A 20,125-nucleotide genomic window follows, 5' to 3' on the forward strand; every position below is an offset into this window, starting at 1 on the left:
CATGGCCGTACTGTGCTGGTGTACATACACAGTCTGTCAGGAGTGGCGTGCGGATCATCTTGTCGAGCACGAGTTCGGTGCCGATGTACGAGCAGATCAAAACCCAGGTCCGTAACGCGGTGCACGCCGGTGAGCTCGCCGAGGGTGCGCTCCTGCCATCACTTCGGCAACTGGCGCTGGAACTGCGGGTGAGTGTCATCACGATTACCCGTGCTTACAACGACCTCGTCGCCGAGGGGCTCGTCCGAAACGAACACGGACGTGGCTTCGTTGTGCGCGAGGTCGACGCCGACCTCGCGGGGACGGCACTCGCTGGACGGGTCGAGAGCGCCACCAACGAACTCGTCCAAGCAGCTCGAGCGGCTCACATGAGCATCAACGACATCCGAAAGAAGGTTGAGGACGCATGGAACCGAACCTGATCGACGCCGCCGTCGCGGTCCGTTCGCTCCACAAGCAGCAAGGGGCGTTCGCGCTCCACGATGTCGACGTCACTGCTCCCACCGGGCTCGTGACCGGACTCGTGGGTCCGAACGGCGCCGGCAAGACCACCCTCGTGAAGACCGTGCTCGGCCTTGTACGAGCCGACCGCGGATCCATCACACTGTTCGGCAACCGGTACCCTGCGGACGCCGCGGTCCACGACCGGATCGGGGTGGTGCTCGACCAGGCGACCGCCGCGCCCGAGTGGCGCGTCGGATCGGTCGGGCGGTACGTCGGCCTGCTCTTCCGGCGCTGGGACGACCGTCGTTTCCGCGACTTGCTCGACCGGTTCGACGTGCCAGTCGGCAACCGCGTTGGCGGCCTCTCACGCGGGCAGACCGTGAAGCTGTCCCTCGCGATGGCGCTTGCGCATGATCCCGAGCTACTCGTACTCGACGAACCGTCGAGCGGCCTCGACCCGGTCGCCCGGCGAGAACTTGCGGACACGATCCGAGAGTTCGTTCTCGACCCGGGCCACACGGTGCTCTTCTCGACGCACATCACCGAGGAACTCGACGACCTCGCCGACCACCTCGTCGTGCTCGCTGGCGGCGCAGTCGCCTACGAAGGTGGCGTCGACGAGCTCCATGACGCGTTCGCCGTCGTCCGCGGAGCAGGACCATTCCCCGAAGCCGCAGGACCGTCAACGATCGGCTTGCGCCGCGACTCCACCGGGCGATGGGAAGGCCTCATACGCTCCCGTGACACCGCCTGGTTCGGACCGGACGTCGTCATTGACCGGGCGAGCACTGACGATGTCGTCGTGCACGTCGCCCAAGACTCGCGCGCACATCAGAAGGTGTCCGCATGACCGCCGTACTCCAGTTCGCCCGGTTCGACCTGCGCACCATGGCACTCACCCAGCCGCTGCGCGTCCTGCTGCCGCTCCTGTTCACCGTCGTCTTCTGCGTCACGCTTCCCGTACCCGGCTTCGGGATCGCGATCGGCGCGGTCGTTGCGACAGTCTCCGCGTCCATCCCGTTCCAGGGCGACGAACGCGGACGACTCGACACCCTCTACGGCATCGCCCCAATCGGCCGGACCGCGGTGGTCCTTGGCCGGTACTGCTCGATGACCGTGTTCGCCCTAACAGCGATCGGGGTCGGCACCGCAACCACCCTCGTCATGCGAGTTGTTCGACACCAGGACTTCGGATGGCCACTCGTCGGCACGATGCTCCTCGCGTCGCTCGCATGCGTCGGCGTCGCGTACGCCGTGCAACTGCCCTGGTTCTTCGCCCTCGGCTTCACCCGCGGACGGCCGATGATCTACATCCCGGTCGGGATTATCGCCGTCGCCGGGACCATCGTCGGCCGGAGTGGGTGGTTCGCGACTCCGAGGTCGATCGACGTGCTCGTACCCCCACTGTGGCTCGTGGCCCTCGTCTTCGCTGCGGTACTCGTGCTGCTCGTCTCCGCCGGGATCGCCATGCGGGTGTACCGGAGGCGGGAGCTCTGACGCGCCCGCGAACAGCGCCGGCTTGTGCGCCGAGCGACCGGGCACTCGCAGTCGGATCACGTTGCCCCCTCGTACGGTCAGCTCCGTGCGAGCACGGCGACTGCGAGGAGACCGCCTCCGGCGGAGACGAGCAGGGCGAGCAGCGCGGCAGCGGTCACGGCCAACCCACTCCGATCATTCCCGACGAGGAGTCCCTTTGTCCGCAACACCCGCCCTCACCAGCACTCTCGATCTCGGTGGGATCACCCTGACCTACATTCCGGACGGCGAGTTCCGCGCCGAGCCAGCGCTTGCGTACCCCAGCGGCCACGAGGCGATGCTGTCCGACGACCTCGACGTCGTCGACGACGACGGCATGCTGGTCCTGAGCATCGGCGCGGTCCTGATCAGCACCCCGGACCGGAAGGTCCTCGTCGACACCGGCATCGGCATCGGCATCGGCATCGGCAACCGGACTATCCCGCTCGTCCGCCCCGGAACCGCCCGGGATGCCTTCATGCGAGGCGGCACGCTGCTCGACGAACTCCGCAAGCTGGGCGTCCAATCCACGGACATCGATGCCGTGCTCCTGACGCACCTGCATGCCGACCACGTCGGATGGATCGGGAACGAACACGCCGACGGCATCTCGACGTTCCCGAACGCGGACTACCTCGCCGACAGCTCGAGGACGGCTCCGAACCCGTGGCCGGTGTCACGGCGATCTCCTCGACCGGACACGCACCGGGACACGTCGCCTTCGCAGTCCAGGGAAGTCGTTGTCGCGCGCTGATCGTCGGCGACGCTGTGCACTGCCCGGGCGAGCTGATCCACCCCGACGTGGTGTGGGTGGGCGATCACGAACCCGCCGAGGCGGTCGACACACGGCGTGCCATCGCCGACCGTGTCGGGGACGGCGACATGGTCGTCGTCGGACCACACTTCCCAGACGCAGTGTTCCGACAGTTCCACCATGATGCACCAACGGCGCTCACCGAGGTGATGGCGGGCGTCAGCCACAGCAGCAGTCCGGCGCACAGCTCCTCGGCCTGACGAGATCGTGCGGACCGTCCCTGCTGCCGAGCGCGAGGACGGTCCGATCGGCCGTCAGCCGGTCACGGACATCGAGGCCGCGAAGCCGCGAAGCTGACGCCAGCATCGCAAGCAGCACCCTCCGCGCATACTCGATCGGCGGCTGCGTCATTACGGAACGACGCCAAGGTCGAGCGTTGAGGGGTCTACTCCAGGGATACGCCGGCGCGGGCCTCCTCGCGCTATCCCGACGAACCCGGCTGAGGCGAACACGCACCCGGCGGGGGTCACAGCGCGGATGAAGTCGATGATCTTCTCCAGATGCGCGAAGGGTCCCGACATGGGCACGAGCAGGGTTCGGACCGGCTCGTCTGGAACGAAGTACGAATCCCCCGGGTGGTACACGTTCTCCTCGACGATGTAGCCGACGTTCGCCGACACCGGCAGGTCGGGGTGGATGATGGCGTGTGCACCGCCGACGACCGCCACGCGGAACCCGGCCACGATGCCGCTGTCGCCTGGAGCGACCACGCGGACGCGGTCCGGGCGATCGGGCAGGAGAGCAGCGACGCTCGCTGGTGCCCAAACAGTCAGGGTGGGCTGGCCATCGAGGGCGGCGGTGACGAGGTCGACGTCCGCATGAACCGGGTGCTCGTGGGTGATCAGCACCGCGGCCGCGGCACGGATCAGCTCCGGTGCCGCGGCGGTGAAGGTCCCTGGGTCGATGAGCAGCGATTTGCCGTTCTCTTCGAGGAGCACAGTCGGGTGCGCGTACTTCCGCAAGATCATCGGTGCGAGGAGCTCTCCGCCGTCGTCGCAGTGCCGAGGTTCTGGGCGATCCAGGTGGCAAGCGTGGTGGTCGGGATGTTCCGCCGCGCGTTGAACGTTTCGGCCTTCGGCCACGCGACGCCGCGTCCCTGCGCGAACGCGGCCCGGTACTTCCGAGTCATGTTCTCCGGGTCAGCCGCGAGCTCCGCCATCAGCGTCGACTCGGACCACACCCGCAGCTCGAACGGACGCTCGAGGACCGTCTCGAGGGTCTCCGCGAGCTGGCCGTAGGTGATCGTGTCGCCGGCGACGTAGACGATCTCGTCGCGGATCCGCGGCTCGGTGAACACGATCTCCGCGGTCAGGGCGCCAATGTCCTCCGGAGTGGTGACCGTGACGGCGGTGTCCGCCGTGCCGAGGGCGTTCACGGTGGTGTTCGGCAGGTCGACCATGCCGGAGTCGGCGTCGAAGAGGTAGTTCATGAACATGCCGGTGGAGATGATCACCCACTCCGTGTCGTGCTGCGAGCGGAGCAGGTCACGGACGTCGAGCTGGGAGTCGAAGATGTCCTGGGGGCTGCCCCGGCCGATGACGTCGAAGTCGACGCCGAACTGCCACGGGAAGTACCGCGGCAGCTCCGCCACGAGTGCGGCCTGCGCGACCTTCATCGGGGTGTCGAGGCCGGCGGTGATGCCGGTGCAGCCGATGACGGTGTCGTAGTCGCGGAAGATCGCAGCGAGGTCCTCGACGCTGCTCTCCACCAGGTCGCCGCGGATGATGCCGATGCCGAGCTGGCGGATCTCGGCGACGTCGCGCTGCTTCGCTGGGACGGTCGAGTCAAGCGTTGTGCTCCGCAGCAGCACGTCGATCGTCGAGCCCTGCACCGCAGGTGCCCGGCGGGCGAGGTTTCGAAGGACGGGCATCCCGAGCTCTCCCGCTCCGATGACGAGGATCTTCCGTGACGTGCCGTCCCAGCTGCGCGCTGACATGTGTTCCTTCCTCCCGACTCCCGACTGTCGGGAACCGGTACGCCAGGAAGGCTAAACTTTGACATCACTGTCAAGGTCAAGTCGGAACCAGTGGAAGAGTCGAACAGCATGAAGATCAGCGACGCGGCGGAAGCGGTCGGAGCACCGGCGCGGATGCTCCGCTACTACGAACAGCAGGGCCTCATCCAGGCGTCCCGGTCATCGAACGGGTACCGGGACTACACGGACGAGCAGGTCGAGCACGCGCGCCACGTGCGTGCGCTCGTGGAAGCAGGCTTGTCCACCCGGATGATCAAGATCGTCCTCGACATCGAAGCACCCGACCCCGGGCCGCGAGAGTCCCCCGGCGGTCGCGCCGCGGCGGAAGAACTCGCCCGTGAACTGCGGGTAGTCGAGAACCGGATCGTGTGCCTCGAGAAGAGCCGCGACGCGGTCACCGAATACCTCCTGCGCTCCGAGCACGCCGACCTCCTCAGCCCCGCACTCGCCTGACCCGTCCTCGGGCGGCTCGACTCCGACCGCCGGCAGGGCAACGGAGCGCCCGACCACTGACGCGTCAACCCGCTCCGGGTGGCGCCGCATGCTCGGCCACTGACACGACATCAGGCAGCGCGTGCAGCTGTTGAATGCCGACGTCGTGCCGACGCACGCCCTCCTCTCCTCGCAGCACCGCAGCACCGCAGCACGCGTGACGGTGCGCTTCTTCGTGGCAGTCCCTCCGGTCCTGCCCGCCGCTCCTCTCGATCGACGCCGATTTGACCTTGACATTGATGTCAATGTTTACGCTGGCGAGCACGTGCGCTGACCCAGCGATTCCGCAACTCCCCCTTCAACGGGGATGGGCGCTCATGTCGAGCCCGTGCATCCTGAGCGGCGTTTCGGGTGACCAATCGCAGCGCCCACGGAAACGACTCACCATGTCGAGAGAGGAATCATCTGAGATGAGCACCATGAAAGACCTGACCGCCCGAGAGTTCGGCTACGGGCACCCCACGCCACTGTTCATGATCGGCACCTACGACGAGGCCGGCAGGGTCAACTTCATGAACTCCCACTGGGGCGCACTAAACCACGGCGGCTACATCAACCTCAACATCAACACCAACAAGAAGACCCATCGGAACATCGAGGCAATGGGAGCCTTCACGGTGACGCTTGCCACAGAGCAGCTGATGCCCTACGCCGACTTCTTCGGCATCCACTCGGGGTACCAGGTGCCTGACAAGTTCGCCAAGACGGGCTTGACAGTCCACAAGGCCAAGCATGTCAACGCGCCAATCATCGACGGCAGCACGCTCGTCATCGAGTGCGAGTTGGTCGAGGTCCTGTACGAGAAGCACATCCACACGGTGATCGGGCGCATCGCCAACGTCTCCGTTGATGAATCAATACTCGACGCGAGCGGCCGAGTTGATGCGGGACAGCTTGGCATGATCTTCTTCGACTCATTCAGCCGAGGGTATTTCACGCTGGGCGACAGAGTAGGCAACGCGTGGAGCGAAGGCCGGATCCTCTCGCCGCGATAACGCGAGGTCTCGGAGTGAGTCCCCGGTGAGGGATGACATCCGGAGCGTCCGCAACATCGGGAATACGCCGCGCCGACCGCCCGTTTGGTGACACGTCATCTAGATGCGGCGCCCCGCTGCCTTAGACAGCACCCACCCTCTTCCGATCGAAGGACACACCATGACGCTCACCGCCTCCGCCATCCCCGGCTACCAGACCGGCACCTGGAAGATCGATCCGACGCACTCCGAGGTCACCTTCTCGGTCCGTCACCTCGCCATCAGCAAGGTCAAGGGCTCGTTCGAGCGCTTCGACGCGACGCTCGTGACCGCCGAGAACCCGCTCGACACCAAGCTCGAGGCCTCGATCGACGTCGCCAGCATCAACACCAACCAGGCGCAGCGCGACCAGCACCTCGCCACCGGTGACTTCTTCCTCACCGAGGAGCACCCGCAGATGACCTTCGTGTCGACCGGCATCCGCGAGGACGGCGACGACATGCTCATCGACGGCAAGCTCTCCCTCCGCGGCGTCACCAAGGACGTGACCCTGAAGACCGAGTTCGGCGGCGTCACCACCGACGGCTACGGCCAGGTCAAGCTCGGCGCTGAGGCGACGGCGAAGATCGACCGCACCGAGTTCGGTGTGAACTGGAACGCCGCACTCTAGGCCGGTGGCTTCACGCTCGGCAACGACGTCACCATCAACCTCGACGTGCAGTTCGTCCTCCAGGCGGCCTGAGCACCTCCGGCAGCAGCAGACGGCCCGCTCGCCCGATAGGCGACGGGCCGTTTGCTGTTGCGTTCGGTAGAAGGAGGGCCCCGCCGCGTGGGCACGAAGCACACTGAGCGCCTCGCGACGGCCCGGCCCGAGCTCGCTCGCCCGTGCCGCACCGGCGTCGGCGTGGGCTAACCGAGGACGCCGGTTTCCGCTGCCACGGCGTCGCCGTCGGCTTCTTCTGCCGTGTGGTCGGCGTCGCTGCTGTCGTCGCGTTGACGGTGGGCCGGGTGCCGGTGTCGGCGGTGTGTGTGCCGGTCCGTGTGCGCAGGCCCGTCGCCGCTGACATGGACGGTGACTTCCACCGGACCGGATTCCGCGGACGCTGTCGCGGTGATCAGGAGCCCGCTCCCGACTGATGGCGCGACACTCGGCACGTCATGATGCGGCGTGTGGGGTCGCCGCTCCTGCTGCACGAGAACCCCACCGCCTCCGCCGTGCGTCTGCGGGGCTTCGGTGTCAGCGGCGTGCGTCGACGCGTTCGCGTCGCGGCCGATCGTGGTCCAGTCATCGACGGGGGTGACGTAGCCGGCGTGGGTCAGTGAGGCGATCTGTGCGGAGGCCATCATGGAGCGCTTCCCGGCCCTGCGGTGCCGGCGGGCCTTCGCGATGAAGTACGGGCGCCCAACCAATGCCAGCAGGACGCCGGCGGCAGCGTAGCAGCCGAGCAGCAGCCAGCCCTGCCATGACGCGGGGCCGACGTCGTAGACAGTGCGCCGGAAGAGGTCGACGGTTGCGGTGCCGGTGACGAAGTCGTGGAGGAACTGGAACGGCTGCGGCAGCAGCTCTGCCGCGTACGCGCCGCCGGAGGCGGGCACGTTCGCGAACACGAACACCAGCAGCGCCGCTCCGGTGACGAACCTGCCGAGGAAGTACGCCAACCCGTTCACGACGCATCCCACAGCGAAGCTCGTCGACGCGCCGACGAGCCACAGCATCCAGAAGTGCCCCTCGACCGCGTGCACGACAAACCGGACCAGGACGACGGCGACGAGCGGGAGGATGACGCTGCCGGCGGCGATGACGGTGAAGCGTTGCCAGTGTCGGAGTCCCCCGCCCATCATCCCGACGAACATCGCGACCATGTACCCGGCGATGGTGCACAGCAACGTCAGGTAGAACAACGACGTCCCAAACGCGTCCGCCTTCGGCAGCGGCGCCAGATCGTCAATGGTGACGGTGGCTTTTGACGCGGTAGCGACGGAGCCGAAGAACTGTTGGGCGAAGGTGGAGAGCTGATAGTTCGCCGCGCTCGCGACCACGATCGTCGCCCGGCCTGTGCTCGGGTCGGGGGCGTAGGCGGCAGCGATGCTGCCATCGCGTACGGCTGTTCGCGCCTGCTCGAGCGTGCTGATGGTCGAGATGTTGACCGTGTCGCCGGCCGAGGTGCGGATTGCTGCTGCGGTCGGTCCGGTGATCTGGCTCTGCCCGACGACGGCGACCGGGATGTGGTGGAACGCCGGGGCGTGGAAGGCGAAGAGGTAGCAGAACACGAACGCGATGACGAAGAAGATCGGCAGCCACAGCTGCAGTCCGATCATCTGCAGCGCTGGCGGCAGCGTCTCGTACCAGGACCGGTACCGGCCGCGAAGGGACGGGCGGGACAGGGGGGTGACTGCGGTGTCGGTCATGCGTGCTGGCTCCTCACGGTCGCGGTGAGCCGCTCGGCGGCGTTGGTGTTGAACCGGCCGAGGAGCTCGGCGAAGCGCTCGAGGTCCTCGTCGGAGAAGTCGTTGGTGACCTCGCGAATCGTCGCGGCGCCGCTCAGGGACAGCTCGTCGAGGTGGCGTTGTCCTTCATCGGTCAGCGTCAGCAGCGACGCGCGTCGGTCGGCTGGATCGGTGTCTGCGGATACGAATCCGTTCGCCTCGAGCGCGGTGATCCGGCGGCTGATCGCTGCCCGGGAGAGCCCGGTGTCGCGTGCTGCGTCGCTGGAGCGGACCGGGCCGTTCAGCGCGATCGACTTCAAGATCAGCCGGGTGAGGGTGTCGGATCGTTCGTCGCCCTCGGTGATGGCAGCGACGGTCACGTGGCGGTTCCACAGGCGGCTGACTTCTTCGTAGAGGCGGCGCTCGGATTGCTGTCGATGCTGGGTCATGTTGCGGACCACTATAGTTGCGCTGCGCACACAACCGATTCAGCATCCTTCTCCTGCACGCGGGAAGCGTCACATCAGGAGGCGCCTTGGGCGCTCACGAGGCGGGTAAGAAGGGCGGTGAGGGTGCGCTGTTCTTCGGTGGTCCACCCGTCGACGGACGCTCGAACCATGGCGGTTGCCGCGTCGCGCATCGCCGCGGCAACGTCTTGCCCCTGCTGGGTGAGGTGGACCAGTGCTGCGCGGCTGTCGTCGGGGTCTGGTTCCTGCCGGACGAGCTGCTGGTCAGCCAGGCGCCGCAAGGCTTTGGAGATGCCGGCTTTACCGATGCCGGTGGCTTTGACGATGTCGATCGCGCGAGCGGGCGGCTGCGCGTCGAGGCGCCAGATGATCCACCCTTCCGTGCTGTCGAGCGGAATCGGGAGCGTCGCGTTGAAGGCTTCCTGTCGAGCTCGAGAGCGCCAGAGGTCGGTGTAGGCGCGCAATGCGGTGATGAGCTCTGGGAGTGGATCCTCAGTAACAGGTTCCGGCGTGGGCACGACTCGACGGTAACACCGGCGTATGGTTTCCCAAGGAAACCAAAGCGGCGAGGGTGCCGCAGAACGGAGCAAGCATGTCTCGGACCATTGCTGTCACGGGAGCCGCGAGCGGCCTCGGCGCTGCAACCGCGGAAGCGATCGAGGCCGACGGCGACCGCGTCATCCGAGTCGATCTCCGCGAGGGAGATGTCACTGTCGACCTGAGCACCCGGGAGGGGCGCACCGAGGCGGTTGCGAAGATCGGTGAAGCAGCCGGCGACACCCTCGACGGGATCGTCACCTGGGCGGGCCTGGGCAGCGGAAGCGTGGCAACGCTCCTGGTGAACTATTTCGGATCGGTCGACGTCATCGAGGGCGTCCACGATCTCCTGGTCCGCTCACCGCAGCCCCGCGTCGTTGTCACCTCGTCACGGATGTCGCTCTACCCCGCCGATCATGGCCTTGTCCGACAGCTGCTCGAGCACGACCTTGACAGCATCGAGGCGCTCGGAGACGAGCCGGAGCAGTCGTTCTACTACAAGGCGTCGAAGACCGCGACGGCGAAGTGGATGCGGAAGAACGCTGTCGCACCCGAGTGGGGCGGGCGAGGGATCAAGATCAACTCGATCGCGCCGGGACTGATCGAAACTCCCATGACTCGGGGCACGCTCGACTCGCCGGAACACGCCCGCATGCTGCTTGACATGCACCCTCAGGCAGAGGACGTGCTCTCGCAGCCGTCCGAGATCGCGGCGATCGCACGCTTCCTCGCCAGCCCCGACGCTGGCCTCCTCGTCGGGCAGTGCCTGTGGGCCGATCGCGGCACCGAAGCCATTGAACGCGGCACGGACATCTGGTGAGCCCGGCAATCTCCACACAGTGCTCGCTGCGGCGCGACGTCGCGCGCAGGCAGTCTCAAGGAGCCCTGTCGTGAAAGCGTTCCGTCTCCTCGACGTTAATCAAGCCTCCGTCCAGGAAGTTGACCAACCTGTTCCCGGTCAAGGGCAGGTGCTGGTCAGGGTCGCCGCCGCCAGCTTCTGCCAAAGCGTGCGGCGGATCGTCGACTGATCCCAGTACCGATGTACACGGTGAGCCCTGCAACTACCGTCTGAACGCCCCTGCAGCGCTACTAGGCGTCCCTTCGCCAGACCGCGGCACAAGCGGGCGATCACGGTCTATCGGGATTTAGCAGGCGAAGGAGCTCCTGGAGCCATCGGGAACTCGGGCCGGCGGCGCCAACGGCGACGGCAACGGCGACGGCGGCGGCGCGGTGACGTCATGCTGCTCCAGCGGTACGCGGGATCCATGAACCTGATCACCGGCGTGAGCTCGTCACGAAGTTAGGTAAGGGCACGACGCTGGTGTGCCGGCGCGCGGCAGGGGGGTATCGGCTGTGTGCGCCGCATGACCCGGGCAACTCTCGGCCGTGCTCACGCTTCGCCGTGGAGCGTGTCCGGTTCTGGCCGCAAGGCGGAAACTAGATCAGCTTCTGAAGGAAGCGCCGCACGTGCCGCGGGCGGGAGTAGGTCATAACTGGCAACCCCGACCGGGCTCTGCTGGCCCGCGAGGGAGTAGCGGACGACAGCGTCGTTCTTGTCCGCGACCAGCAGCAGACCAACGGTGTCGGCATGCTGGGTGCGGCGGAGGCGGTCGTCGACGAGGGCGACGTAGAAGCCGAGCTGGCCGAGATACTCGGGCTTGAACTTCCCGGTCTTGAGCTCGATGACGACGTAGCGGAGTTGCTCGACGTGGAAGAAGAGCAGGTCGACGTAGAAGTCGTCGCCGTCGACGTCGAAGTGCACCTGCCGGCCGACGAACGCGAACCCCTCACCGAGCTCGCGGAGCGTGTCGATGATCCGGTCGACGAGCGCTTGCTCGAGGTGGCGTTCTTTCGCGTCGCCGTCGAGGGCGAGGAAGTCCAACACGTACGGGTCCTTGGTGAGCTGCTGCGCGAGGTCAGAGTCTCCCGCCGGCAGAGTTGCCGGGAAGTTCGTCGGTGCCGCCTGCAACCGGGCGTGAGCGCTGGTCTTGTTCTGATGCTCGAGGACGTTGCGCGACCAGCCATGCGTCGCTGCTTCGTGGGCGTACCAGTCGCGGAGGTGGTGATCATCGAGCCGGTCGAGGAGCACGGTGATGTGACCCCAGGGCAGTTGTCCAACAGCCTGTTGGACGACCGCGTCCGCCGGCCACTCTCCCGCCAGCCGGCGCATGTAGAACAGGTTCGCGCGGGAGAAGCCCTTCATGTCCGGGAACTCGGCTCGCAGATCCGATGCAAGCCGGCCGATGACGTTGCTTCCCCACCCTTCTGCCTCCTGCCGCTGCAGGATGGTGGCGCCGATTCCCCAGTACAGCCGCACGAGTTCCGTGTTCACTCGCCGCTGCGCAGTGAACCGCGCATTTCTCACCTGCTGCTTCAGTTCAGCGAGGGCTGATGCGTACCCGGACGGGATCGGCGTGGTGTTGGTCATCACGACCATTCTGCCTCGTAACCAGGTTTGATCGTCGCCCTCATGGCGCAGGGGTCGATCCAATTTCTATGCCACAGTAGAAGCGCAGTCCCTCGAATGAAAGGCGGCGTTCCTATGGCGCAGAAAGTCACCACGCACCTGGTCGATGACCTGACCGGCGACACCATCGAGGAGGGCAAGGGCCGTACCGTGTCCTTTTCGTTCGATGGCAACCACTACGAGATCGATCTCTCCGACGACAACGCCGAGACGCTTCGGGAGGCATTCTCCGACTACGTTGCTGCCGCTCGAAAGGTCAGCAGCGGCCGTCAAGCGCGCACCAGCGCCGGCAGCACAGCCAAGCGAGGCAACTCCGACGAGCTCGCGAAGATCCGCGAGTGGGCAAACGCGAACGGACATGAGGTCTCGAGCCGCGGCCGCATCAGTCAGGCAGTGCGCGACGCGTACGACGCCGCACACTGAGGATCTACGACGATAGGACGGCCGCTTTCCCCTCGGGGGGCGGCTGTTCGGTTGCGCCAAGATATGCGGCGGAGGCGCCCGGGATTTTCTGGTGGTACGGCCTGGTGCCATCTGGCCAAGCAGAAGGCGGGCGAGCAGCGTGGCAACCCGAATGCCGTGCTGCTCGCCCGACTCCACCCTCCAAAACCGGAAGCCAGACAGCAAGCATCGTTCGTGAAGAGGACTGGGTGTGGTGCTGGTCGTCCCGGCGCGACCGAGGCGGTCGCCACCGGTCGGGTGCGACTGCCAGCACCACACCAACCTGTCTAACCGGCCCCATTGCTCATCGCACCGGTCTACCCGCGCACTGGGGCCGTAGACGCTCAATTTCGTGGATGGGCGCCCACATGGGGTCGAACCGTGTGGGCGGTTATGCGCAGGATGCGGCTTGAGTAAGGGCGTCGGTGGTGACTTTGAGATCGAGACCCGGGCCGGCGGACGGAGTGCCGTGTTGGGTGACCTCCCACACGGCGCCAATGGGGTCGGCCCCCATGAGGGTCGCGACGGACGGGAAAAACTCGTGTCCCATCCCGCTTGATGAGGATGCCCATGCGAGCTCGAGTTCGTCATCGAACGCGGCGTGCATCGAGGGTTGGCGGTCGATGCTGACGTGCGGCGTGAAACCGCCTCGTAGGGGGTTCTCCGCACCATAGGTTGATAGGGCGGGCATGCAGGTGCCGTTAGCGAAGCGGGTGGCGTGGTTCGCGTTGACGATCGTGCCCGTGAGGGTGTCGCCGTCGGTGTGCTTCTCGAACTGGATCGCGACCGGGAGGGTGTCGTGTTCGTCATACCCGAGGCCGGATCCGCGGTAGGGGGAGATAGTGCCGGCGAGGATCTTGCCGCCGAAGACGCTGCTGAGGATCACGGAGTTCGGGATGCTGAGCACTGCACGAACACCGGTGACTGTGGATCCGACAACGTCAGCTTCGTACACGGTGGTCGCGTAGGCATTTTTCTCTGAAATCTGCTTCGACACGGCGCTGTTCATGGACAGCTTCTTCCCGTCAGCGCTCAGGAATGCCTTCCCGTCGCGCCCGACAGCGCCAACCACCGCACCGCTGGTGGGCAGACGGAGAGCCTTGCCGGTGGTGTACGCCGCCGTGCAGGCGAGCTTTCCATCGACCTTCGCGATGCTGGCGCATGCCTTGGACAGGTCAACGGTCTGCGGCTGCATCGAGCAGCCGGCAAGGGTCGTGACCGCGGCCGCTCCGACAAGGAGCGCGGCGATGGTTGTGGTCGTGCGGGGGGAACGCATGAGGGGTCCTGTCTGCTTGGGGCGCGAGAGCGTCGGTGGAGCGGGGGGTCAGGAGCGGGGTGGTCAGGTGAGGGTCTGGTGGGGTGGGGTCATGAAGACGTGCACGATGACATGGCAGATCGTCTCGGCGTGGTCGGATAACATCGCGGCGCACGGCCCGGCCCCGTCGGCGTGCGCGGGGCGGGCAGCGAGGAGCAGCAACGTGGCAGCGGTGACAGCGACCACCGCCAAGGCAACCGCGACTTGAACCCCGGCTGTGGCGGCGGGCTGCCGGTTGGTCATCGGTCGGTCACAGTCACGGTGAAGGTGGTGCGGTGGCCGTACCGGTCAGTAACCCATGCGGTCGTGGTCCCGGGCTTGGTGAAGGTGAACCCGGCGTTGAAATCGACACCATCGGAAAATTGAGCGGCGCGGAACTGGGCGATCGCCGGGACGGCCGATCCGCCCGTCCACTGGGTTCCGTCGGGACTACTCACGATGAGAACGTCACCGGTGCGGACGATCACTGATCCGGCTTCGAGCTGCTCTTTCGTGCGGAACAGCGGAGCCGGTACGCCGCCGAGCTCGTGTGTGCGAGAAACATCGGGAGTGGTGTGCACGTCTGCGTGTTCGTTCCCGTGGCGGTGGAGCGCTTCGTCGAATCGAGACGACGCGATCGCGGCGCTCGCGCCACCTCCGACGATGACGATCGTGGCCGCGGCAGCGGTGAGGAGGGCGGTTGTCCGTAGAGGCATGGTGATCCTTTCCGTGTCCGGAGCTGAGGACGAGTGGGCTGGTGTTCCAGCCCGTCGTCACCTACATGGCCGGTACCTCTCGGGGGCTTTCACACGGTGCGAAGTTTCTTGGACACGGGCCGGTGAAAGGTTGGGCCGGGGGTCGGCCATGATGTTGCATGTGCACCCGCCTGGCCGAACCGTTGCGTACGAGGTGTTCGTGCGGACCCACGGCGATGCGGTGCTGCGGTTCCTGCGCCGTCGAACCGATGCGGACACTGCGGATGACGTGTTCGCGGAAACGATGCTCGTCGTGTGGCGCCGCTTCGACGTGATCCCGTCCGAACCGCTGCCGTGGCTCTATACGACCGCGCGGAACTGCCTCCGAGACGCTGAGCGGGCTGCCCGTCGTCGGCACCGGCTCGTCAATCGGATCACCACCGTTGATCCGCCGGTGGTCGCGTACACGCACTCCGCCGGCGAGGACGATGACCGGGTGTCGAAGGCGCTGACAAGCCTCCGGCCCGCCGACGCAGAGATCCTGCGGCTCTGGGCGTGGGAAGAACTCACTCCAGCACAGATCGCCAGCGTGCTGACGATTACCGTTAACGCAGCAACCATTCGGCTGCATCGGGCGAAGAAACGCCTCCGCACACGCCTCGAGTCGATGGAGATCGATCCCGCGCAGCGCACCACCACGGAAGGAGCGGTGTGATGGACATCCGCGACGATGACGAACTGCGCGCTGCGCTTCGCCGCACCGATCCTCACCGTCACCCGTCCCGTCTCGACGACACGCGCATCCGTCGCCTCGTCGCGGCCGCTGAACGCGGCGAATCGCTCACGTCCACCGGCCGGCGTCGTCCGCGGACGACCCGCCCCAGATGGCTGCTCCTCGGCGGGGCCACGACCACGCTCGCTGCGGCCGCCGCCGCGTTCGCGATTCTCACCCCAGTGACGACTCCAGCCGGTGAGCACACCGGATCAGGAGTGATGCAAACCCCACCTTCCGCGTGCCCCACGCTGAGCGTCGACCAGATCCGCGCGAACGATACCGCGTTCGAAGGAACCGTCACCCGGCTCGACGGGGACACCGCAACCCTGCAGGTCTCGAAGGTCTACGCCGGCACACCAGGTACTACGCAAAGGCTCACCCAGATCCCGGACGACACCACCGGATCCGACACGCTGTTCATTGATGGGAAGACATATCTCGTCGCACTTTCCAACGGCGCCGTCACCGGATGCGGTGAAACAGGAGTCAGCACACCACAGCTTGAAGCACTGTTCAACGAAGCATTTCCACCCAGTCGTACCCACTGAGCAGTGCCCGATCAACGTCCCGGCGTGAGCGATAACGGCTGCCCCCGTCGGGAGCCGGCGGCCGCTGCTGCTGCCGGCAGAGCAGCAGTCCACGAGCCCAGTTACGAGTGAGGAGCCTGATCCTCGAGGGTGTGCGTCACGGCGTCGGCGACGATGTGCGCGACGTGCGCGTCAGCGAGGGAGTATTCCGCTTCGCGCCCGTGCCGGGCCACCGTGACAAGCCCGGCGGTGCGGAGGGTTCGCAGGTGCTGTGACACGAGGGGTTGTGAGAGCTGAGCTGCATCCGCGAGGTTCCCAACCGACGTGGGTTGCTCGCTGAGTAAGCACAACAAGTGCAGACGCGATGCCGACGACAACACCTTGAAGAGCTCAGCTGCAGGTTCGAGGTTCGCTCGGGGTGTCACACGGAAACATTAGTACTTGGACATGCGTTGCAACAGCAGCGGCGCTCTCCCGTCCGGGAGAGCGCCGCTGCTGAAGCGAGCTCAGTGCTCGTCGTAGTGGCCGTCGTGCTCGGCGTGCTTGTGGCCGTCGTGCAGATAGTCGACGTGGTCATCGTGCTGGACGGCTTCGTGGCCGCAGTCAGCTGCGTGCTGGTGCTCGGCCACGGTGTGCTCAGCGTGCGTCTCAGTGGCTGCCATGGGGGTCCTCCTGGTGTGGGTGTAGCGATGGTGTGGTCTCAGTACACCCGTTGTATGCATCAGTTGCAATGCTTTCATGTGAGAGCCTTCCAAGCTCGCTTGCCCTCGAGCACGGCGACGGCGCCGCCTCCGAGGGAACGCTCGTCGCGCTCACCCTCGTTGCCTTCGATCGCGCGTTCGCCGCAACCGACGACGCGAGTGGGGTCGCTGCGACGATCACGATGTCACGAACCATGGCCGGAACGGCCGGGGCGTTCGAGACGCGTACGAAGCTGCACACTAGGCCGAAACGCACTCCTCCGGGCTACGCTCCACTCGAGCACCGCTTGCCCGGAGCTCCGGCCGGACCGTCACGACACTGACAGTCCGGCCGTTCTCGTTAAAGCGCCGATAGCGGTCTCTTATGTCAGGTCAAGACAACCGGCCGCTCAAGAGTCAGGCACCCTGAGGCAAGACAACACCCGCGCTCACGCAGGATTTTCTGATCACATCTTCGAAGTCGGTGTTGGCGATTGCGTTGGCAAGCAGATATGGCTTGGATTCCGCTCGTTCGAGGACAGCAAGAATTTCGGGCTGCGAGTAAAGCCAGTCGCGGGAGTCCACATAATCTGCAGCCTCAGGAGCACGCTGCTTCAGCAACAGACTAATCCTGGACCTATTTGACTCACAGAATTTGTGCACCAGATCCTCCACGGGGTCAGCGTCCGAAGGATAGGCACTCAATAGGAGATTCATCAAGACTACGTCCACGGACGGGGGCGTGACCTCCCCGCTCAGATCCTCGTACTCCTGTTCCAGCGCTTCGAGAGCGAGCGCCGGCCTGTACATAGGCAGTTTCCTCCTCTTACGAATCATCCGCTGGACCTCGTCATCAAACAGTTCCACTAGAACGGTAAGCCTGTCGATTACTCGCCGCATCTTGCCGGGAGGTTTTACAAGCCCTTTGTACAGCAGCTTATGCGACACCACTGACCATGCATCCTGGGCACGAGTTCGTAGCTGCACCTCAGCCAGGATCAGTTCTTCCTTGTCATCAACAACACTCGCCGCCGACAAAATAAAGTGGATACCGGGATAAAACAGCTGGTCATGCTTGCCTCGCTTTACGGTGCGTTCAACGATGCGCCACGGACCTCGCTGTATGAGCCCGTCTGCGGAGCGAACGTCCTCATTCGTCGAGCAGACGATTCTCAGGCCAATCTTGTCCTGGATAGAGGTCCAAGAACGGGGGTTCGACGGGTCCGCACGCGCCTTCCGAATGAGGCTGCGTGCTGTCTTCACCCGCCCCGATACCACGTAGTCACTCAGAAGCGGTGACACGACCTCCTTGAGGTCGCGCTCGTACGTCACGAGCGCCTCATCCAGTGACGGCCTCGCATCTCGGTAGCGCGATCCGAGGTCCTCGGGGTCCGCCATCAGACTGGCGGACGTGACAGGCGGTAGGAGTCCGCCTCGCCCTTCACAATGATTCGGGGACCGTCCTCCGAAGTCGGGTCAACAACCACAGTTCCATTCTGCATGGCCTCGCTAGAGGCAGTGATCGTTACGCCTGACGAAGTCTTCACTTTCAATCCCCCAATTTGGCTTCGCACCAACCGAGTGTCTTTCGCAAATGTCGACGAACGAATTTGACTTGGGAGGCTCTGGGAGAAGTCATCTCGGTCCTCGGCATCCAGGAATTCTGAAATGAAGGAACTCGGTGTTAATTGAGCAGAAGGACTTTCAAGCACGGCCACGGCCGCCGTCGCATACCGCGCACGCTTCTCTTCCGGCATTCCAGGCGTGTTGATGAACTTGGTGACGGCCTTGACGAACTCTTCCGTCTGCACTTCCGCTCGATGCTTTAGTTCACATCCAAGAAATTGCTGTAGGAAGTAGTCTGCAAAAGAAACGCCGTTCTGCTTGTCCACCATTAGGCCAACAAGCTGATCCTGAGCATCAATCCAGAATAGTCCGATTTTATACACTCGAGAGTTTTGCCCCATGATGAGTTCAGTGAGATGTTCTACCTCAAAAACAACGTTCTCGCCGTTCGTCTCGTGGTTCAAGCGGACGCCTTCCTGGTGCTCAGCCTTCAGAATGACGAAACGATCACCGGTACTAGCTTTAGCGAGGGCTGCCAGAAATACGCCAGCAGAGCTACCATTTGTCTGCTTGCGATGCATCCAGTCGGCGATTTGCTTCGAGTTGTCAGCAAGGAGGTTAGGATTCTCAAGTGCAGCTCGCACCAGATTTGGTACCGGGCTGCCGTACTTGTCGGTTGCGACAATCTCTCGTGCGAACGCGAATGCTGGCTGCAGCATCTCTTCCCGAATGAAACGATCCGTCGCGGGGTTTAGTGGCGTCGGAGCTGAGGAATACAACGGCTCAGCCCCGCCCTTGTCCTGCCGGCGACCGCGAGGGATCTCATGCAGCATCGTCTGCTGAAGAGTCAGTGGTTCTACAGTCGGCACGATGGTCCTCTCCCGCCTCATCCGTGAGGCATGCTCGATGCAACTGTATCGAGTGCGCCGGGCGCGAGCGTCCCCCACAGTGACGCGCCGACGCCGCGCAGCGCCACTATCGCGACGACAATCCGTCTATCGCTTCAAGGTATGCCCTAGCGGAACGCCTTCTGGGCGGCCGTATCCCGTATTTCTGGGGTGGCAGGGCGTTCTACTGCGACGGATGCGTGCACGGGGCTAGCGATGGTGCAACGCTCGCAGCGACCTCACGCTGGCAGGTTCAGCAGCAGTGCGCCTACGTCATCGAGCGCTGAGGCTCGCGACGATTGCACGCTCCAGGCAAGGCCCTGCGATGTGGTGATTTCGAGCTGTCCGTACTGGACGACTGGTAGCACCGGGTTGTTCTTGAAGCGGCGGTCAGGCCCTCCCTTGACGTTGACGTACTGCCAGGTCTGGTCGACGAGCTGCGTGTCCTTGGGAACCTGGCCCGGTTGTTCGACGAACCGTGTCACGGATCGGCGCACGGCGAGGTGCCGGTAGGAAACGTCTGAGTAGTGCTTGCCGGAGCAGACCAGGAGGCGATCAGGCAGGAAGTACAGAGCGTCCTTGCCGGCGCGCAGAGTCGGGATGTCGACGTTGGTTGCGAGACCCTTGGGTTGCTGGATCCGCGCCGTGGCAGAGATCCGACGCACGAGCGCGCCGACGCCGGCGTTCGCTTTGTGCTGGTAGGTTGTCTGGACGCGGCCGGATTCGATGGTGCGCCAGAGCCGGTCGCTTGCGACAGCGGCGCTCCACGCTGTGCTGAATCGGTCGAACCATACAGCGCTAGCGTCCTCGAGGTCGTACAGCAGGACAACGTTCTTCTGCAGTGCGTCGCGGAGGAAGAACCACCAGCATCCCGGTATTGCGACCGCCCAGACGATGAGGCCCCAGGGCAGCAGCGCTGCTCCGACGATGAAGGCGGTGATTGCGGCGATCCAGCCCCATCGGGGGCGGCGTGCTGCTGTGTTGAGCTGCTGGACGATGTCGTCCCCGCCGGTCGGACGCAGATCGAGCGCTGTCAGACCGCTGACGTCGGTCATGTCCACCACGGCGGGGCTCTGCAGCATCCGCGGATGTGGCGGTGCAATGTGCGGCGCTCGTGATCCTGAGGAGGACAAATACGTGGCACCACC

General features: G+C 65.1%; 26 protein-coding genes. 12 read left to right on the forward strand and 14 right to left on the reverse strand.

All coding sequences use genetic code 11. The annotated features are described in order from the left end of the window. Positions 1 to 47 precede the first annotated feature (47 nt). The 4 genes from ACIPKM_RS09670 to ACIPKM_RS09685 all read left to right on the forward strand — a co-directional run bounded on the left by ACIPKM_RS09670 (position 48) and on the right by ACIPKM_RS09685 (position 2,713). Entirely contained in the window at positions 48 to 422 is a 375-nt protein-coding gene (locus ACIPKM_RS09670; protein WP_309887422.1) for a GntR family transcriptional regulator, read from the forward strand. After that, entirely contained in the window at positions 407 to 1,294 is an 888-nt protein-coding gene (locus ACIPKM_RS09675; RefSeq protein ID WP_309887420.1) for an ABC transporter ATP-binding protein, read from the forward strand. Before ACIPKM_RS09670 ends, ACIPKM_RS09675 begins: the two co-directional genes overlap by 16 nt. Further along, positions 1,291 to 1,941: an ABC-2 transporter permease gene (locus tag ACIPKM_RS09680; RefSeq protein ID WP_309887418.1), complete on the forward strand. Its 651-nt coding sequence runs from the start codon at positions 1,291 to 1,293 to the stop codon at positions 1,939 to 1,941. The genes ACIPKM_RS09675 and ACIPKM_RS09680 overlap by 4 nt, the downstream gene beginning before the upstream one ends. Positions 1,942 to 2,137: 196 nt before the next feature. Next, positions 2,138 to 2,713 (forward strand): MBL fold metallo-hydrolase, encoded by a 576-nt coding sequence (locus ACIPKM_RS09685; RefSeq protein WP_309887416.1) that lies wholly within the window; start codon positions 2,138 to 2,140, stop codon positions 2,711 to 2,713. Between the two features lie 410 nt (positions 2,714 to 3,123). On the opposite strand, the gene ACIPKM_RS09690 is transcribed toward ACIPKM_RS09685, so the two are convergent. Beyond that, on the reverse strand, positions 3,124 to 3,741 hold the full coding sequence (locus tag ACIPKM_RS09690; protein ID WP_309887414.1) for an MBL fold metallo-hydrolase: 618 nt from the start codon (positions 3,739 to 3,741) through the stop codon (positions 3,124 to 3,126). Beyond that, entirely contained in the window at positions 3,738 to 4,709 is a 972-nt protein-coding gene (locus ACIPKM_RS09695; protein WP_309887412.1) for an aromatic alcohol reductase, read from the reverse strand. Before ACIPKM_RS09695 ends, ACIPKM_RS09690 begins: the two co-directional genes overlap by 4 nt. Positions 4,710 to 4,817: 108 nt before the next feature. Between ACIPKM_RS09695 and ACIPKM_RS09700 the strand changes: the two genes are divergently transcribed. The 3 genes from ACIPKM_RS09700 to ACIPKM_RS09710 all read left to right on the forward strand — a co-directional run bounded on the left by ACIPKM_RS09700 (position 4,818) and on the right by ACIPKM_RS09710 (position 6,884). Further along, entirely contained in the window at positions 4,818 to 5,201 is a 384-nt protein-coding gene (locus tag ACIPKM_RS09700) for a MerR family transcriptional regulator (RefSeq protein WP_309887409.1), read from the forward strand. 449 nt (positions 5,202 to 5,650) lie between these two features. Then, positions 5,651 to 6,235, forward strand: coding sequence for a flavin reductase (locus ACIPKM_RS09705; RefSeq protein WP_309887408.1), 585 nt, complete (start codon positions 5,651 to 5,653; stop codon positions 6,233 to 6,235). A gap of 160 nt (positions 6,236 to 6,395) precedes the next feature. Beyond that, the gene (locus tag ACIPKM_RS09710) at positions 6,396 to 6,884 is read left to right on the forward strand and encodes a YceI family protein (RefSeq protein WP_402736650.1); all 489 of its coding nucleotides are present in this window, start codon (positions 6,396 to 6,398) and stop codon (positions 6,882 to 6,884) included. A gap of 239 nt (positions 6,885 to 7,123) precedes the next feature. Here ACIPKM_RS09710 and ACIPKM_RS09715 read toward each other — a convergent pair whose 3' ends face one another. The 3 genes from ACIPKM_RS09715 to ACIPKM_RS09725 form a co-directional block, all read right to left on the reverse strand. Continuing rightward, a complete protein-coding gene (locus ACIPKM_RS09715) occupies positions 7,124 to 8,623 on the reverse strand; it encodes an ABC transporter permease (protein WP_309887406.1) in 1,500 nt (499 codons plus the stop codon). Then, a complete protein-coding gene (locus ACIPKM_RS09720; protein WP_402736651.1) occupies positions 8,620 to 9,102 on the reverse strand; it encodes a MarR family winged helix-turn-helix transcriptional regulator in 483 nt (160 codons plus the stop codon). The genes ACIPKM_RS09715 and ACIPKM_RS09720 overlap by 4 nt, the downstream gene beginning before the upstream one ends. 62 nt (positions 9,103 to 9,164) lie before the next feature. Beyond that, positions 9,165 to 9,626 carry a MarR family winged helix-turn-helix transcriptional regulator gene (locus ACIPKM_RS09725; RefSeq protein WP_204621124.1) on the reverse strand — a complete coding sequence of 154 codons (462 nt, stop codon included), beginning with the start codon at positions 9,624 to 9,626 and terminating at the stop codon, positions 9,165 to 9,167. A gap of 74 nt (positions 9,627 to 9,700) precedes the next feature. Here ACIPKM_RS09725 and ACIPKM_RS09730 point away from each other — a divergent pair, with 74 nt between their 5' ends. Both ACIPKM_RS09730 and ACIPKM_RS09735 read left to right on the forward strand, forming a co-directional pair. Continuing rightward, complete coding sequence (locus tag ACIPKM_RS09730) at positions 9,701 to 10,465, forward strand: SDR family oxidoreductase (RefSeq protein WP_309887404.1); 765 nt, start codon at positions 9,701 to 9,703, stop codon at positions 10,463 to 10,465. Positions 10,466 to 10,535: 70 nt separating this feature from the next. Next, positions 10,536 to 10,673, forward strand: a complete 138-nt coding sequence (locus tag ACIPKM_RS09735) for a hypothetical protein (RefSeq protein WP_309887403.1) — start codon at positions 10,536 to 10,538, stop codon at positions 10,671 to 10,673. A gap of 362 nt (positions 10,674 to 11,035) precedes the next feature. Here the strand turns inward: ACIPKM_RS09735 and ACIPKM_RS09740 are convergent, their stop codons facing one another. Beyond that, complete coding sequence (locus ACIPKM_RS09740) at positions 11,036 to 12,073, reverse strand: YhcG family protein (protein WP_402736652.1); 1,038 nt, start codon at positions 12,071 to 12,073, stop codon at positions 11,036 to 11,038. 114 nt (positions 12,074 to 12,187) lie between these two features. On the opposite strand from ACIPKM_RS09740, the gene ACIPKM_RS09745 reads away from it, so the two are divergent. Further along, the gene (locus ACIPKM_RS09745; protein ID WP_309887402.1) at positions 12,188 to 12,535 is read left to right on the forward strand and encodes an Lsr2 family protein; all 348 of its coding nucleotides are present in this window, start codon (positions 12,188 to 12,190) and stop codon (positions 12,533 to 12,535) included. A gap of 409 nt (positions 12,536 to 12,944) precedes the next feature. On the opposite strand, the gene ACIPKM_RS09750 is transcribed toward ACIPKM_RS09745, so the two are convergent. The 3 genes from ACIPKM_RS09750 to ACIPKM_RS09760 form a co-directional block, all read right to left on the reverse strand. Continuing rightward, complete coding sequence (locus ACIPKM_RS09750; protein ID WP_309887401.1) at positions 12,945 to 13,829, reverse strand: hypothetical protein; 885 nt, start codon at positions 13,827 to 13,829, stop codon at positions 12,945 to 12,947. A 63-nt stretch (positions 13,830 to 13,892) separates the two neighbouring features. Then, a complete protein-coding gene (locus ACIPKM_RS09755; RefSeq protein ID WP_309887400.1) occupies positions 13,893 to 14,111 on the reverse strand; it encodes a hypothetical protein in 219 nt (72 codons plus the stop codon). Further along, positions 14,108 to 14,428, reverse strand: coding sequence for a hypothetical protein (locus ACIPKM_RS09760; protein WP_309887399.1), 321 nt, complete (start codon positions 14,426 to 14,428; stop codon positions 14,108 to 14,110). The genes ACIPKM_RS09755 and ACIPKM_RS09760 overlap by 4 nt, the downstream gene beginning before the upstream one ends. 286 nt (positions 14,429 to 14,714) lie before the next feature. Between ACIPKM_RS09760 and ACIPKM_RS09765 the strand changes: the two genes are divergently transcribed. Together ACIPKM_RS09765 and ACIPKM_RS09770 are read left to right on the forward strand one after the other, a co-directional pair. Then, on the forward strand, positions 14,715 to 15,257 hold the full coding sequence (locus ACIPKM_RS09765) for an RNA polymerase sigma factor (protein ID WP_402736685.1): 543 nt from the start codon (positions 14,715 to 14,717) through the stop codon (positions 15,255 to 15,257). Further along, entirely contained in the window at positions 15,257 to 15,865 is a 609-nt protein-coding gene (locus ACIPKM_RS09770; protein ID WP_309887397.1) for a hypothetical protein, read from the forward strand. The genes ACIPKM_RS09765 and ACIPKM_RS09770 overlap by 1 nt, the downstream gene beginning before the upstream one ends. Before the next feature lie 101 nt (positions 15,866 to 15,966). Here the strand turns inward: ACIPKM_RS09770 and ACIPKM_RS09775 are convergent, their stop codons facing one another. The 5 genes from ACIPKM_RS09775 to ACIPKM_RS09795 form a co-directional block, all read right to left on the reverse strand. Further along, the gene (locus ACIPKM_RS09775) at positions 15,967 to 16,269 is read right to left on the reverse strand and encodes a metalloregulator ArsR/SmtB family transcription factor (RefSeq protein WP_309887396.1); all 303 of its coding nucleotides are present in this window, start codon (positions 16,267 to 16,269) and stop codon (positions 15,967 to 15,969) included. 81 nt (positions 16,270 to 16,350) lie between these two features. Beyond that, positions 16,351 to 16,506 carry a zinc transporter permease gene (locus tag ACIPKM_RS09780; RefSeq protein WP_204621140.1) on the reverse strand — a complete coding sequence of 52 codons (156 nt, stop codon included), beginning with the start codon at positions 16,504 to 16,506 and terminating at the stop codon, positions 16,351 to 16,353. A 435-nt stretch (positions 16,507 to 16,941) separates the two neighbouring features. Continuing rightward, positions 16,942 to 17,922 carry a hypothetical protein gene (locus ACIPKM_RS09785; RefSeq protein WP_402736653.1) on the reverse strand — a complete coding sequence of 327 codons (981 nt, stop codon included), beginning with the start codon at positions 17,920 to 17,922 and terminating at the stop codon, positions 16,942 to 16,944. After that, positions 17,922 to 18,959, reverse strand: a complete 1,038-nt coding sequence (locus ACIPKM_RS09790; RefSeq protein WP_309887394.1) for a nucleoid-associated protein — start codon at positions 18,957 to 18,959, stop codon at positions 17,922 to 17,924. The genes ACIPKM_RS09785 and ACIPKM_RS09790 overlap by 1 nt, the downstream gene beginning before the upstream one ends. A 257-nt stretch (positions 18,960 to 19,216) precedes the next feature. Further along, complete coding sequence (locus tag ACIPKM_RS09795) at positions 19,217 to 20,032, reverse strand: hypothetical protein (RefSeq protein ID WP_309887393.1); 816 nt, start codon at positions 20,030 to 20,032, stop codon at positions 19,217 to 19,219. Positions 20,033 to 20,125: the final 93 nt, after the last annotated feature.

This window comes from Curtobacterium sp. NPDC086286 (assembly GCF_044746255.1).
Lineage (GTDB): Bacteria > Actinomycetota > Actinomycetes > Actinomycetales > Microbacteriaceae > Curtobacterium.

Coding starts and splice junctions, on each gene's coding strand:
- ACIPKM_RS09740 (WP_402736652.1), bottom strand. CDS start 12,073: ATGACCAACACCACGCCGATCCCGTCCGGGTACGCATCAGCCCTCGCT.
- ACIPKM_RS09695 (WP_309887412.1), bottom strand. CDS start 4,709: ATGTCAGCGCGCAGCTGGGACGGCACGTCACGGAAGATCCTCGTCATC.
- ACIPKM_RS09700 (WP_309887409.1), top strand. CDS start 4,818: ATGAAGATCAGCGACGCGGCGGAAGCGGTCGGAGCACCGGCGCGGATG.
- ACIPKM_RS09770 (WP_309887397.1), top strand. CDS start 15,257: ATGGACATCCGCGACGATGACGAACTGCGCGCTGCGCTTCGCCGCACC.
- ACIPKM_RS09765 (WP_402736685.1), top strand. CDS start 14,715: ATGTTGCATGTGCACCCGCCTGGCCGAACCGTTGCGTACGAGGTGTTC.
- ACIPKM_RS09715 (WP_309887406.1), bottom strand. CDS start 8,623: ATGACCGACACCGCAGTCACCCCCCTGTCCCGCCCGTCCCTTCGCGGC.
- ACIPKM_RS09785 (WP_402736653.1), bottom strand. CDS start 17,922: ATGGCGGACCCCGAGGACCTCGGATCGCGCTACCGAGATGCGAGGCCG.
- ACIPKM_RS09730 (WP_309887404.1), top strand. CDS start 9,701: ATGTCTCGGACCATTGCTGTCACGGGAGCCGCGAGCGGCCTCGGCGCT.
- ACIPKM_RS09745 (WP_309887402.1), top strand. CDS start 12,188: ATGGCGCAGAAAGTCACCACGCACCTGGTCGATGACCTGACCGGCGAC.
- ACIPKM_RS09795 (WP_309887393.1), bottom strand. CDS start 20,032: ATGACCGACGTCAGCGGTCTGACAGCGCTCGATCTGCGTCCGACCGGC.
- ACIPKM_RS09680 (WP_309887418.1), top strand. CDS start 1,291: ATGACCGCCGTACTCCAGTTCGCCCGGTTCGACCTGCGCACCATGGCA.
- ACIPKM_RS09750 (WP_309887401.1), bottom strand. CDS start 13,829: ATGCGTTCCCCCCGCACGACCACAACCATCGCCGCGCTCCTTGTCGGA.
- ACIPKM_RS09675 (WP_309887420.1), top strand. CDS start 407: ATGGAACCGAACCTGATCGACGCCGCCGTCGCGGTCCGTTCGCTCCAC.
- ACIPKM_RS09710 (WP_402736650.1), top strand. CDS start 6,396: ATGACGCTCACCGCCTCCGCCATCCCCGGCTACCAGACCGGCACCTGG.
- ACIPKM_RS09780 (WP_204621140.1), bottom strand. CDS start 16,506: ATGGCAGCCACTGAGACGCACGCTGAGCACACCGTGGCCGAGCACCAG.
- ACIPKM_RS09755 (WP_309887400.1), bottom strand. CDS start 14,111: ATGACCAACCGGCAGCCCGCCGCCACAGCCGGGGTTCAAGTCGCGGTT.
- ACIPKM_RS09705 (WP_309887408.1), top strand. CDS start 5,651: ATGAGCACCATGAAAGACCTGACCGCCCGAGAGTTCGGCTACGGGCAC.
- ACIPKM_RS09690 (WP_309887414.1), bottom strand. CDS start 3,741: ATGATCTTGCGGAAGTACGCGCACCCGACTGTGCTCCTCGAAGAGAAC.